Genomic DNA, 13,009 nt, shown 5'->3' on the forward strand with positions numbered 1-13,009 from the left:
TGCTTCATCATGGCTGCGCCTCGCCAATCAGATCGCGCACAGCATCGAGCAGCGTCTGATCGTGGAAACTGCCCTTTGCCAGATAGTAGTCCGCGCCCGCGTCCAGCCCCCGCTGGCGGTCTTCCGCACGGTCCTTGTACGACACGATCATGACCGGCGTGTCGCGCAAATGCGGATCGCGCCGGATCAGCGTCACGAGCTCGATGCCGTCGAGACGCGGCATGTCGATATCCGTGATCACCAGGTCGAAGCGCTCTCCGCGCACCGCGTTCCAGCCGTCCATGCCATCGACGGCAATGGTCACGTCGTAGCCGCGGCCGGCCAGCAGCTTGCGTTCGAGTTCGCGCACGGTCAGCGAATCGTCGACCACCAGCACGCGCTTTTTCGGCGCGGCGACCGCGCGGGCAGTACCTTGTGAAACGCGGCCGAGTTCGCCATCGACGACGAGTTTTTCGACCGCGCGCAGCCAGTCGTCGAGATCGGCGATCAGGAGCGGATCGCCGTTTTCCATCAACGCGCCCGCCGCGATGCTCGGCACCTTGCCGAGACGTTTGTCGAGCGGCTGCACGACCAGCATGCGCTCGCCGAGGAACCGGTCGACCACCACGCCATAAGTCGCCGCACCCTGGCCGATCACGACCACGTTGAGCGTGTCGCTGACCGTGTTGAAGGTGCCGGCGCGCAGGATCTGGTGCGCCGTCACGATGCCAAGACGCCTGCCCTCGAACTCGAAATGCTGATGGCCCTCGAGCAGATCGATCGATGCACGCGGCAACACGAGCGTGCGCGCCACATGCGCGAGCGGCAGGCCGTAGGGTTCGCCATCGACCTCCACGATCAGGCTGCGGATCACAGACAGCGTGAGCGGCAATTGCATCACGAAGCGCGTGCCGACGAGTTCTTCCTGCGTGACACGCAGGCTGCCACGAACCTGGCGCACGACGTCGTGGACCGCGTCGAGACCGACGCCGCGGCCGGAGACATCGGTGACGGTATCGCGCATCGAAAAGCCGGGGAGGAACAGGAATTCGAGCAATTCCGCTTCCGACAGACGCGCGGCCGTCGCTTCGTTGGACAGGCGTTTTTGCACGATCGCCCGGCGCAGCGCGGGAAGGTCGACGCCGCCGCCGTCATCGCTCACGCTGATGAAAAGCGATCCCGCGCTGTGGCGTGCTTCGAGCGTGATCGTGCCTTCGGGCGGCTTGCCGAGCGCGCGGCGCAGCGACGGCGCCTCGATGCCGTGGTCAACGGCGTTGCGCAGCAGGTGACCGAGCGGCGCTTCGAGCATGTCCAGAATGTCGCGGTCCACCTCCGTTGCTTCGCCCGCGATCGCGAAGCGCACTTGTTTCTCGAGCGCACGCGCGACGTCGCGCACCATGCGCGCAAAACCACCGGTGGCATCGACGAAAGGACGCATCCTGCATTCGAGCGCTTCGTCGTAGAGCTGTTGCGAAAGGTGCGTCGTACGGCGGTCGTAGTTCTCGAGCTCGGCCAGGCGTTCGCCAAGCTGGCGCTGCGCCTCGGCGTTGAGGCGGCGGATTTCATCGAGGGCGGCGAGCGTGCGCACGTCGAGCGCGGCGGTCGACGTAACGTTCGAAGCGGCGCCCGAAGCGGTGCCCGAACTACGCGAAGATTCAGTCAGCGATTCATGCAGGAAGTCGAGCGCGCGGCTCGCGTCGCGCTGAATGCGCTTCACGCGCAGCATGGATTGCGCGAATGGCTTCAGCCAGCGCGATTCCACCAGCGACTCGCCGGAATGGCTGAGCAGGCGATCGAGGGTTTCCGTGCGAACGCGCAGCATGCGAGTCGTTTCACGTTGTTCGGCCGGCGACCAGACGGGCAACGGGCGCGCGGGTTCGGGTTCCGATTGGGGAACCGGCGCGGCGAGCGTCAATTCCTTCGATAAATCCAGAAAGTCGTCCGGTGCCGGCGGCTTGAACGAAGCCTCCCCGGAGTCCCCGGCTTCGCCACTCATCCGCGCATTCAACTCATCGACGAACGCGTCGACGTCGGCCTGCGGGATGGTTTCGTCGCCGGAAGCCTGGCCGATGCGCACGATCAGGTCGACGCCTGCCAGCAACACATCGATCATGGCGGCATCCACGTTCACGCGGCCCTGCTGCGCGCCGACGAAGCAGTCCTCCATCACGTGCGCGAGGCTCACGCCGACCGGCACGCCGACAATCCGCGCCGCGCCCTTCAACGAATGCGCGGCACGCATGCACGCTTCAAGCGTGACAGGATCGCGCGGCGCGCGTTCGAGCGCGAGCAGGCCGTCGCTCAGGATCTGCGCCTGTGCCCGCGCTTCCTCGCGGAACAGATCGACGAGCGAGGCGCCGCTCATGTCAGGCTCCGGTTGAGGGTTTCGAAGAGCTTCGCGGCGTCGAGCAAACCGACCGTCACGCCCTTCCACGCCGTGACGGCGATCGCGTGCGAAGCCGACATGCTCGCGACCGTAGCCGGGACTTCCTGGAAGTCGGCACGGGCAAATCGATGCACGCCATCGACGGCATCGACGGGAAACACGATCGGGTTCGCGAAGTCGCTGCGCGGCGCGCTATCGGCGGCGGGTTCGACGACCAGCAGGCGGCCGAGATCGCGGGCATCGACGACCTGCTGCGCGGCGTCGCGCCGGCCATCCTGCGCAAACTCCGATGCAATCCCGAAAAGCCGTGCAAGCGATGCGCAAACCAGCAGCGCGCCGCGGATGTTCACCACGCCGAGCACCGCCCGGTGACGCCGGTGCGGCAACGAGTGGATCGGCCTTAACTGCGCGACCTGCTGGAAGATGGCCGTGGGCAAACCCAGCCATTCTTCGCCGATGCGGAACACGAGCCATGACGTGGTATCGGCTTCACGCGCGGTACGGTCGGCCAGCGAATTCAGCGGCTGGCGTTCGCCGATCGAATCGACGGCGTGCTCACGGTCGAGCACGAGCGCAGCCGCGGCATCGTGCACGGGGCAATTGCGGCAATGGATGTAGCCGGCAAGACGTGGACACGAACCGTCGCCACGCACGCCGACCCGGTTCCAGCAATCATCGATGAGCACTGTCTGGGACGCGTCGTGGACTTCACTCATCGCGTCCTCCCGAAGCACGACCCGGATGACTCGCCCGCGCCGCACGAGCCAGCAGCAATTGCGCGCCCGCACGATCACCCTCCAGTCCCAACACCGCTGCGAGATGCGTCAACGCTTCGCCATGCTCGGGATCCAGATACAGCGCACGTTTGTAATGACCGCGCGCCTCGGTTTGCGCGCCCTGAGCATCGGCAATGACGCCCAGCAGGTAATACGCGTCTGCGCTCGACGGATGGGTCTCGAGGAACCCACGGGCAAGAGCGGCGGCTTCGGACAAGGACCCGCTGTTAGCGAGCGCGTGTGCCTGATCGAGCGTGCCCTGCCCGTCCGGCGCCGGTCTCGCGGCCGCGTGGACAGATGCCGCCGGCGCTGCGGTCTTCGCTGCGGGCACCGATGCAAAAGGACGTGCGTTCGGCTGCAGGCCGCTCAACAATGACCCGGCTTGCGATGCAAACACATTCGCTGCAGCCAGATTCGCGCTTGCCGAGACAGCCCGTGGCGCGGCTTGGCGCGCCGAAAAGCCCATCTCCTCTTCCGCTTTCGCGATTGCCGAATACAGCGCCCGCGTCTTCGCGTCTTTCAGGCGGGTATCGTCAAACGATGGCCGGCCGTTCTCAGGCCGCCGGAACGCAAACGCAAGCGCGAGTTTCGCCGATGTCATTCCCTCACGCATCATCAGCCCGGTTTCCGCCGGCCCGACGAACAGGGTCGCGCCAGGCGCAAGCAGATCGTCCAGCACGCGCACGGCGGTGCGTTGCATTTCCCGATCGAAATAGATCAGGACGTTGCGGCAGAACACGAAATCGAACGGCTCGAATGCCTGGGTTTCGAGCGTCAGCAAGTTTGCCTGCCGAAAACGCACGCGTTCGGTAACGTCGGCGGAAAGGCGCCAATGGTCGCCCGACGGCTTGAAATGGCGGTCGCGAAAGCCGAGCGCCCGACTGCGGAATGCATTGCTGCCGTATCGCGCCTCGCGAGCGATGGTGAGGGCGTGATTGCTGATATCGATGGCATCGATGGTGAAACGCTCGGGCGCAATCCCCGCGTCGAGCAAGGCCATGGCGATGGTGTACGCCTCCTCGCCCGTCGAGCACGGCATGCAGAGGATGCGCACCGGCTTGAACGGCTGTTGGGCGAGCCGTGCGCGTGCGAGGGTCACGAGCGCGTTGAATGCCTCGCTATCGCGGAAAAACCACGTCTCGGGCACGACCACCGCCTCGATCAGCGCCTGCAACTGCTCCGGCGCACCGCTCACCGCAATCCAGAAATCTTCGATGCCGGCCGCCGGGAATTTCACGGCGTTCGCCGCACGCCACGCGGCATAACGATCGGCTACGGCCCGCTCGATTGCTTTGTCGCCGATAGACGCCGCATCCAGCCCGATCGTTTTATGCAGCAACGCCGCAAAGCGCAGGATCTGCGCACGGGGGAGCGGTTCGCGCACGCTTTCATGCAGCGCATCGAGCGCGCGGCGCGTCTGAACGGAGATGAAGTCGTGCTTCATGCCGCGCTCTCGGTGAAAAGTTGCGCCTGCACGTGCTCGGGCAACAGATGTTCGATCCGGACCCACTGCACGAGTCCTTCCGCGTCGCGTGCAAGCGGCCCCAAATAGCGCGCATCCGCCGCTTCGATACCAGCGGGGCTGAACGCGCTTGCATCGAAGGAGATCGTGCGGGTCGCGCGTTCCAACAGGATGCCCAGCCGGCGCATTTCGACGTCCGCGCCGCTTTTGTGCGGGTAATACACCAGCGCAAGCCGCGTCGAAAGCCGGTCATGTGAATGCCGCCCGAGCGCGAGCGCCGCCAGATCGATGACCGGCACCGGTGCGCCCTCGTACTCGAAAATGCCGGCCACCCACGCGGGCACGCCCGGCATGGTCTTCAGCGGCGCGAGCGGCAACATCCGCTCGATCTGCGAGCTGTCGAGAACGTAGCGGTCTTGATCGAGCGTGAACTGGACGAAGAGCATGATTATTCGGTCCGTCAGACCGTCGCGACCTTGAAGCGCGACACACCCGTGCGCAGGCCGTTGGCGGTGTGCGTGAGGTCGTCGATGGCTTGCGTCGACTGCCGCAGCGACTCAGCCGTCTGCTGCGCGGCCTCGGACAGTTGCGCGAGCGCCTGCGTGATCTGGTCGGCGCCCGTCGCCTGCGTCTGCATGCCTTCGTTGACCATCACGAAACGTGGCGCGAGCGTCTGCACCTGCATGATGATCTGCGACAACTGGCCGCCGACCTGTTGTACGTCGGTCATGCCGCGCCGCACTTCTTCGGAGAACTTGTCCATGCCCATCACGCCGGCGGCGACCGCCGACTGGATCTCCTTCACCATCTGTTCGATATCGAAGGTTGCAACCGCCGTCTGATCCGCAAGCCGGCGGATCTCGGTCGCAACGACCGCGAAACCGCGCCCGTATTCGCCCGCCTTCTCCGCTTCGATAGCCGCGTTCAGCGACAGCAAATTGGTCTGGTCGGCGACCTTCGTGATGGTGGCGACCACCTGGTTGATGTTGCTCGCACGCTCGTTCAGGATCGCCAGCTTGCCGTTCACCGAGCCGGCCGCCTCCATTACCAGGCGCATGGTGTCTTCCATGCGCGTCAAGCCGATCTGACCCGTGCCGGCGAGTTGCGCCGACTGTTCGGCGACGCCGGAGACCTCGTTCATCGTGCGCACGAGATCGCGGGACGTCGCAAAGATTTCCCGCGATGTCGCGCCGATCTCCGTGGTCGTGGCCGCCGTTTCGCTCGCCGTGGCTTGCTGTTCGCGCGCGGTCGCGGCGATCTCCGCCACGGACGTGGTCACCTGCACCGCCGACTTCTGCGCCTGGCCGACGAGACCCGTGAGTTCATCGGTCATGCGGTTGAAACCCGTGCCGAGCGTGCCGAATTCATCCCCGCGCTCAAGGTGCAGGCGCTGCGAAAGATCGCCGGTACGCATGGCATCGACCACTTCGACCAGGCGCTGCATGGGGATCGTGATGGCCTTGAGCAACAGGAAGCCCGCCCAAGCCGCCACCACGAACGTCACGAGAAGCACGACCAGCAGCGTTATTTCAGCTTTCGTGACCGACTGGCGAATGCTCTGCGCCGACCTGATCTGCTGTGAATTGTTCAGCTCGACCAGCTCGCGGATCGCGGTCCTGCCCGCTTCCCAGATCGGCGTGAGCCGGGTGTTGAACGCCGTTGCGGCCGTAGCCTTCGATACCGCCAGGTCATCGAGGATCTGCCCCTGGACCGGCGCGTAGAGCGTGCGTTGCTGCTTGAAATTGTTGAAGAGGCGACGGTCCTCGTCGTCGAAGATCGTGGCTGCGTATTTGTCCATCAGCTTGTCCAGCGAGTCCTTCGTCTCCGCTGCACGCTGCGTGTCGCGCTTGATCTGATCGGGCTCGGTATCGATGTAGATCAACCGCTGCGTCACCGTGTAGTTCTCGAACCACGACGCGCGGATCGTCGTCGCGAGATAAACGCCCGGTGAGGAATCGACTTCCTGGCTATGCGCGTCACGATCGATGTCGCTGAACAACGCGTACGACACCACGGCCATCACCAGCATTAACGCCAGGATCACGCCGAAGCTCGCAAGAATCCGGTTTCGAATGGTCAACTGCTTCACGCATGAACCTTTTCAGTAATGGTTGGGACGGGCGCGCGGAGGCGACGGACACGGAACGTCGGCGCAATTTTAAGACGGAAAACAAAACGGCTAGCGGATTAATGCGTAGATCTGTCTGTTATCTGCTAATGGCGCCCGGCTGCGGCTGTTTCCGGCAAATATTGCGTGCACGAGCTCGACAAAACTTATGCACAGAAACTGGGGAGCACCCTGTTGAAAACGTTCTGACAAACGCCGGATGACATTGATAGCAAACGGTTTTCAGCCGTCGCTTCATAGCGATCAAAGCGTGTGGTTGGCGTGTCGACGGTTCATCGACTTGTGCACACAAACTGTTGATGGCCCTGTGGACAAGCATGAGCTTATGTCTGTAAGCCTCTGATTCGAATTGGGAATTGAGCTGCGACTGGTTTTGATACACGTTTGCCTGCTTCAGGCGATCCGTGTCACCGCAGGCAAGTTATCCCCAAAAATTGTGGGCAGGCTTGTTGATAAGTGCGGGACCGGAAACTTAGCTGCTGATGCAGCACGAATTAACACGTCTGACTCAATGCGCGCTTTCGGCATGGCGGCCAGCGCTCAGCGAAAACCACCGGCGGGTCTTCTTGGATTGGTAAACGGCAACGGGCCCGTTCGACGAACCTCGCCACGGATGCGGGAAAGGAGGTCATCGGCTCGATATCGTTCGTCGGCGGCGAGATGGTCGGCGACGGCGTCGAAAGCGGTATCGATGCGCAACAGCACCGCTTCCGCCTCGCCGCGTTTCAGGCCCAGGCGTTCACCGTAAGCCACGAGCTGTTCGGGCACCGGGAACACCTTGGACTTGTTCAGGTTCAGCGCCATGCGGCCATCGAGCGACGGATAGATGCCCGTACAGACGACATCGTAAATAGGCGAAAGGCGGCGCGGTCCGGTTGGATCCGAATACAGCAGGCCGATGTTCTTCATGTGGGCATCCCCGTCACGCAGAAAGCACGACAACGCCACACGCTCGAACAGCCGGATGGCCTGTGCGCGGAAATCCGCACCCGTGTACACCTCCACTGCACGCGCGATCATCTCGTAACTGCCGCGATACTTCTCGTTGCCCGTCAGCACGCTCATGTCCTCGAAACCGAGCGCCGCGCCGTCCGGCGTGCGGTCGAACCGGGCCATGACAAATAGAAGACCGTCGTCGGACAGCCAGAAGTCCGGCACTTCGAAGCCCGCTTCCCGCGCCACCGACATGCAAAGGAACTCGTTGCGCGCAATGCCTGGATAGTCGTCACCCTCCGCTTTCACGATCACCGTCTTGAGCGGCAATGCAGCGTGTGAATTGACGGTAGCAGGCTCGGCCGGCGCCGGAAGCAGCGGCACGACCGTCTTGGGTTGCACGCCCGAGATACCAGACCCGAGCGCGTACTTGCTCACGAGCCGCTCGAACAGTTGCCCCGAAGGCGAAGACAGCAATTCGTCGAGCTGCTCGCCCTCGCCTTCGGGCACCGCTTCGCCGCGCAGCGCATAGGTCAGCCGTCCGATCTGGTTCCGGCCGGCGAGAAACAACAGGAACATGTCGCTCGGCGTGCCAAAGCGCGCCAGTCTTTCTTCGACGATGTAACGCAGATAGCCTTCCGGCCGGTTCATGGCGAAGACGCTCATCAACGCGCCGCTGCTGTAACTCTTGCGGCGAACGGGCATGGTCAGCGAGACAGCCGCGCTTGGCTCGACGTCGCCGTAATTGAAGACAAACGTGCTTTCCTTCGCCAGCAACCCGGCGATACCCTGTGGCGTGTGGACATCGAGTTGACGGATTTTGTCGAAAAGCTTTTCGATGTCGAAAGTGGAGGCAGGCGTGTTCATTCCTCCTCCCGGAAAAAGAAATCCAGGTCCTCGTAGACCACAGTATCTTTCGGACGCAAGGTCAGGTCGTAACCCAGCGCGTTCGCCATTCGGCAGAACTCATGAAGACCGACGTTCTGCGCGGTCTCCGCGTTCGTGATCGTTCGCCGCGACACGCCTGCGCGGTCGGCGAGCGTCTGCTGATTCATACGAAGCTCACGCCGGAGCTTTCTGAGCTCAGCGGCGACTCGCTCTGAATTACTGATAGGATCGGATTTTTTGCGCGTCATGATGCTCAATTATAGGCTTTATTACTTTTTTGAGCATTATTTTACGCATTACCATGTTTTGATATGCCTGCGACGCCATAACTTGAAATTGCGCGTTATCTTGCGCTTTTTAGATGTGAAAACGGCAAATGCGCATTTTGATGCGCATTTGCCGTTTTACGTACGCTAACCAAAACCAGCAATCAACTCCCCCGATAAGCCGCCGCACTTGCCGGTGAAGGCGCTACCGGCTGAGCCTTGGCTTTGCCTTTCGCAGCCGCCGCACCGGGAGCCGACGCCGCGGCCGGGTTCGACACCCCCGGCTCCATATATCCGGGCGCACCTTTCGCCACTTGCTTCTGCCCGGGCGGCGGGGCCGACGGCGCCTTGCGCATGTCAGCCAGCATTTGCGTGCACGGCAGCGGCTGGTTGTTGCTCGGCGCAATCAACGGAATCAGTGCGGCAAACGGATTGATCAATCCGAGCCCGACCGCCGCCGCGCCACGCGCGGCTAGTGCACCGGCATCCACGCCCACGTGCGGGTCCTTGAATGTCCCCTTCACGTAGAGCGGCGAGCGTAGCGAAAACACCCGGAAGCCCTTCGTGTGCGGATGAATGCCAAGATTCATCTCCTCGGTCTTGAGGTTGATCGTGCCGTCCATGTTGATGACGGCGTCGTCGGTATCGAGAGCGAACACGCGCGATTCAAGTACGCCGTTCGTCGCCACGAAATCGGCGGCAGCGCAGTTGATCTTCACGTCGCGTTTGCCAAAAAGCTTCTCGTACACCGCATTCGCCACGTTCAAGCCGGCCGCTTCCATGTACAGGCGGCTGACGGTGCCATCGGTAATGAGCGTCTTCACTTCGCCGTTCATCGTGCCGGCGAGCGCAGCCGGGGAATTGCCGGTCGCGGACAACGCGGCGTCGCCGTTCACTTCGCCCAAGGCGGACTGCATGGTCTTGACGGTCGGCAGAAGCTGCTTGAGCTTCAAATGCCGCGCCGAGGTCGAGAAGCGGCCCTTGAGCGGCGTCGTGCTGCCATCGAGGTGAATATCCGATGACAACGTCCCGCCCGCCACGCCGAACTTCAGCGGCTCGAACGACAGTACGCCATCCTTCATCACGACATGCGTGTAGAGGTCCGAAATTGGCAGCGCCGGATCCTTGACGATCTTGCGGCCGGTGAACTTCACGTCGGCGTCGACAGCCTTCCATCGGTCGGTCTTGAACTCTTCGGCAGGCAATGCCTTGGCCGACGGCTGTTTCTCCGTCTCTCCGCGCTTGGCTTTGCTGGCGTTGGAATCGGCGCCGATGATCGGTGCCAGATCCGAGAACTGCAGCAGGTTCGATACAAGCTCGCCCGACAGCAACGGCCGAGGTTTGCGCCCGACGAACGTCAGCGAGCCGTTCAGGTCGCTGCCGCCGACGCGGCCGGTGAAGTTCTCGTACTTGAAGACGTTGCCGTCCTCGCGGAACTGGCCGACGAGCCGTCCTTCGGTCGCATACGGCGGCGTGGTCGGCAGCGTCACGCCAACAATCGGATAAAGGTGATCGAGACTCACACCCTGCAACCAGAGGCGCAGATCGAGCGCGCCCAGATGCGCCGGGTCGGTCACCGTCCCGACAAACGCAATATGCGTGTCGCCAATACGAACATCCGCCTGCACCGGGAACGGCCGCGTGGCGTCCTGCAACGCGAACACGCCGCCCACCTTGCCGTCGCCGGACACTGCCACATTGTTGTACTTGCCCTTGACCGACCAGCCAATGCCATAAGGCGGCACAGGCGGTTTCGGCGCGTTCTTGGTCGTGATGCTGTTGCTGGCGGAGACGCTCGCCGGATTCGGCGCGCTCGCGTTGGCCGCGGCCGCGGCAGAAGCCGCCGATGCCGCCGCCGCTTCCGATGCCGCGGCTTTATCGACTTGCTGGTTGAGCTTGTTCGCGCCGCTCTTGCCGACCTGTTCGGCCGATGACTTCTGCGACGCCGCTTCCTGCTGCTTCATCACATCGCCGATAGGAATCATCTGGCCGAGCGTATTGACGACTGCCTGCATATCGGCTTTCGTGATTTCGTCGGCGTAGCCGATATTGCCTTTATTCAGCGCGATGTCATGAAGCTGCAAGTTCCACGTGGACGGCTCCGTGGATTGCTTGAACTTGAACGTCCAGTTATTGCGGTTATCTTTCAGGCGTTCGAGATCGACCGAGGGGTTCACCAGGTTGATCGATGGAATCACGATATTGCGTGCGAGCAGCGGCAGGATCTCGACCTGAAAGTCGATCTCGTCGAGCGTCGCAAAGTACTTTTGTTTCGTCCAGTCCGGATTGGCGACCGTGATTTTTTCAGCGGAAAAACAGGGCCATGGAACCCATCGGCGCCATCCGGTTTCATTGGGCGGACGCTGCCAGCCGACCTTCAGGTCGCCGGTAATCTGGAACTCCCGGCCGATGGCTTGCGAGACCTTGTCGTCAACCCATGGCCGCGCGCGATTCCAGTCGAAGGTGAGGAACACGATCACCGCAACGACGATCAGCACGATCAGAACCGCAATGATCCAACCGACTATTTTTCCGATTTTCCGGCCAATTGCCATCGCGGCATCCTCGTTTTTTCTGTTGAATAACGGGGTCAGCACGTCGCGTGCCCGGCGTTTCCATGCCTTATCGGTGGCTTATGATTGCGCTCAAACAACAATCCCCGCCGTCAGCTCGATGCCCACACACGCAAATTCGCCAATGCTTCGCACCGTCGCGCTCACGCGCCAGGACCCAGCTCGCGGCGTCACCCTGCTTCATCCGACCAGCTTCACCCTTGCAGCCGGCGAGCGAGCGGTAATCACGGGGCCATCGGGATCGGGCAAAAGCGTGTTCTTGCGGGCGTTGGCGCTGCTCGATCCCATCGACGACGGCACGATCCAGTGGCGCGGCCAGCCGATCGCGCGCGGCGAAATTCCTTCGTACAGACGCCGGGTGGCCTACATCGCGCAACGCCCCGCCATGCTCGATGGCAGCGTCGAAGACAATCTGCGCTATCCGTTTTCGCTGAAGGTTTATCGCGATATCCGGTTCGATCGCGAGCGCGTTGTCGAGCTTGCGAACCACGCTGGCCGCAGCACTGGTTTCCTCGACAAACGCGCAAGCGACCTTTCGGGCGGCGAAGCGCAGATTGCCGCGCTGATCCGCGTGCTGCAGGTCGACCCGGACATCCTTCTCCTCGATGAACCCACGGCTTCGCTCGACCCTGCTTCGGCGCTGGAGATCGAAGCGCTGGTCGGCGCATGGTTCGCCGAAGGCCATGGCGCGCGCGCGAGCATCTGGATATCGCACGATCCGGCCCAGGCGCAACGCGTGGGCGAACGCCAGCTCGTGATGACTGCCGGAGTCCTGGCATGAGCGGCTACCAGACGCTAAGTCTTTTCGATATCGGCATCGCGGCCGCGCTGATCGTGGTGAACGGCGTGTCGTCGGTGATGTTGAAGCTCGATCTCGAACGCAAGCTGGCGTGGGCGGCGGTGCGAACCGTCGTGCAGTTGCTGGCGATCGGCTATGTGCTCGGCTGGGTGTTCCAGTTCGCGCGCTGGTATGTCGTCCTGCCTTTGATGGCGTTAATGACGCTGATCGCGGGACTGTCGGCATCCAATCGTGGACGGCGGACCTATGCCGGGCAGCGGGCAGACAGCATCATGTCGATCTGGGTGAGTTCGTGGCTCGTGGCGGCTGTCGGATTGTTTGTCGTGATCCGCATTCATCCGTGGTACGAACCGCAATACGCGATTCCAATCCTCGGGATGATCCTCGGCAATACGCTCACGGGCGTGTCGCTCGGGATCGAGCGGATGACGGAGGAACTGACCTCGGGACGCGGCGTGGTGGAGATGTCGCTTGCACTGGGCGCCACGCGCTGGGAAGCGGCGCAGGGTCCAGCGCGGCAGGCGGTGCGCGCGGGCATGATCCCGACGTTGAACCAGATGACCGTGGTCGGCCTGGTCAGTCTGCCCGGGATGATGACGGGACAGGTGCTGGCCGGACAATCGCCGTTGCAGGCGGTGCGGTATCAGATCGTGATCATGTTTTTCATCGCGGCTTCGTCGGCGCTGGGAACGGTCGGCGCTGTATTGATGACGTACCGGCGATTGTTTTCCGCCGAGCACCGGTTCATGGCATCGAAACTGGTCGAGAGGAAAACCAGAAGCAAATAAGGCAGCTAAATAAGGCAGCTAGATAAGGCAA

10 protein-coding genes are annotated in these 13,009 nt (G+C 62.7%); 2 read left to right on the forward strand and 8 right to left on the reverse strand.

From position 1 onward, the window contains the following. Positions 1 to 7: 7 nt before the first annotated feature. The 8 genes from AX768_RS07840 to AX768_RS07875 form a co-directional block, all read right to left on the reverse strand. Positions 8 to 2,344 carry a hybrid sensor histidine kinase/response regulator gene (locus tag AX768_RS07840; protein ID WP_061999495.1) on the reverse strand — a complete coding sequence of 779 codons (2,337 nt, stop codon included), beginning with the start codon at positions 2,342 to 2,344 and terminating at the stop codon, positions 8 to 10. Beyond that, positions 2,341 to 3,081 (reverse strand): chemotaxis protein CheW, encoded by a 741-nt coding sequence (locus tag AX768_RS07845; RefSeq protein WP_061999496.1) that lies wholly within the window; start codon positions 3,079 to 3,081, stop codon positions 2,341 to 2,343. The genes AX768_RS07840 and AX768_RS07845 overlap by 4 nt, the downstream gene beginning before the upstream one ends. Continuing rightward, positions 3,074 to 4,585, reverse strand: coding sequence for a CheR family methyltransferase (locus AX768_RS07850; RefSeq protein ID WP_082778771.1), 1,512 nt, complete (start codon positions 4,583 to 4,585; stop codon positions 3,074 to 3,076). Before AX768_RS07850 ends, AX768_RS07845 begins: the two co-directional genes overlap by 8 nt. After that, a complete protein-coding gene (locus tag AX768_RS07855; protein WP_061999497.1) occupies positions 4,582 to 5,049 on the reverse strand; it encodes a chemotaxis protein CheW in 468 nt (155 codons plus the stop codon). Before AX768_RS07855 ends, AX768_RS07850 begins: the two co-directional genes overlap by 4 nt. A 14-nt stretch (positions 5,050 to 5,063) precedes the next feature. Then, positions 5,064 to 6,692, reverse strand: coding sequence for a methyl-accepting chemotaxis protein (locus AX768_RS07860; protein WP_061999498.1), 1,629 nt, complete (start codon positions 6,690 to 6,692; stop codon positions 5,064 to 5,066). Between the two features lie 579 nt (positions 6,693 to 7,271). Next, positions 7,272 to 8,531 carry a type II toxin-antitoxin system HipA family toxin gene (locus AX768_RS07865; protein WP_061999499.1) on the reverse strand — a complete coding sequence of 420 codons (1,260 nt, stop codon included), beginning with the start codon at positions 8,529 to 8,531 and terminating at the stop codon, positions 7,272 to 7,274. Beyond that, positions 8,528 to 8,719 (reverse strand): helix-turn-helix domain-containing protein, encoded by a 192-nt coding sequence (locus AX768_RS07870; RefSeq protein ID WP_231941241.1) that lies wholly within the window; start codon positions 8,717 to 8,719, stop codon positions 8,528 to 8,530. Before AX768_RS07870 ends, AX768_RS07865 begins: the two co-directional genes overlap by 4 nt. A gap of 263 nt (positions 8,720 to 8,982) precedes the next feature. Next, positions 8,983 to 11,373 carry an AsmA family protein gene (locus tag AX768_RS07875; protein ID WP_061999501.1) on the reverse strand — a complete coding sequence of 797 codons (2,391 nt, stop codon included), beginning with the start codon at positions 11,371 to 11,373 and terminating at the stop codon, positions 8,983 to 8,985. Between the two features lie 142 nt (positions 11,374 to 11,515). On the opposite strand from AX768_RS07875, the gene AX768_RS07880 reads away from it, so the two are divergent. Together AX768_RS07880 and AX768_RS07885 are read left to right on the forward strand one after the other, a co-directional pair. Further along, positions 11,516 to 12,172 carry an ABC transporter ATP-binding protein gene (locus tag AX768_RS07880; protein WP_231941242.1) on the forward strand — a complete coding sequence of 219 codons (657 nt, stop codon included), beginning with the start codon at positions 11,516 to 11,518 and terminating at the stop codon, positions 12,170 to 12,172. Continuing rightward, positions 12,169 to 12,978: an ABC transporter permease gene (locus tag AX768_RS07885; RefSeq protein ID WP_061999503.1), complete on the forward strand. Its 810-nt coding sequence runs from the start codon at positions 12,169 to 12,171 to the stop codon at positions 12,976 to 12,978. Before AX768_RS07880 ends, AX768_RS07885 begins: the two co-directional genes overlap by 4 nt. Positions 12,979 to 13,009 lie beyond the last annotated feature (31 nt).

Origin of the sequence: Burkholderia sp. PAMC 28687, assembly GCF_001577465.1 — a bacterium.
Lineage (GTDB): Bacteria > Pseudomonadota > Gammaproteobacteria > Burkholderiales > Burkholderiaceae > Caballeronia.

Excerpts from the sequence above, each read along its gene's own strand:
- AX768_RS07840 (WP_061999495.1), bottom strand. The coding sequence starts at position 2,344 with ATGAGCGGCGCCTCGCTCGTCGATCTGTTCCGCGAGGAAGCGCGGGCA.
- AX768_RS07845 (WP_061999496.1), bottom strand. The coding sequence starts at position 3,081 with ATGAGTGAAGTCCACGACGCGTCCCAGACAGTGCTCATCGATGATTGC.
- AX768_RS07850 (WP_082778771.1), bottom strand. The coding sequence starts at position 4,585 with ATGAAGCACGACTTCATCTCCGTTCAGACGCGCCGCGCGCTCGATGCG.
- AX768_RS07855 (WP_061999497.1), bottom strand. The coding sequence starts at position 5,049 with ATGCTCTTCGTCCAGTTCACGCTCGATCAAGACCGCTACGTTCTCGAC.
- AX768_RS07865 (WP_061999499.1), bottom strand. The coding sequence starts at position 8,531 with ATGAACACGCCTGCCTCCACTTTCGACATCGAAAAGCTTTTCGACAAA.
- AX768_RS07870 (WP_231941241.1), bottom strand. The coding sequence starts at position 8,719 with ATGAATCAGCAGACGCTCGCCGACCGCGCAGGCGTGTCGCGGCGAACG.
- AX768_RS07875 (WP_061999501.1), bottom strand. The coding sequence starts at position 11,373 with ATGGCAATTGGCCGGAAAATCGGAAAAATAGTCGGTTGGATCATTGCG.
- AX768_RS07880 (WP_231941242.1), top strand. The coding sequence starts at position 11,516 with ATGCTTCGCACCGTCGCGCTCACGCGCCAGGACCCAGCTCGCGGCGTC.
- AX768_RS07885 (WP_061999503.1), top strand. The coding sequence starts at position 12,169 with ATGAGCGGCTACCAGACGCTAAGTCTTTTCGATATCGGCATCGCGGCC.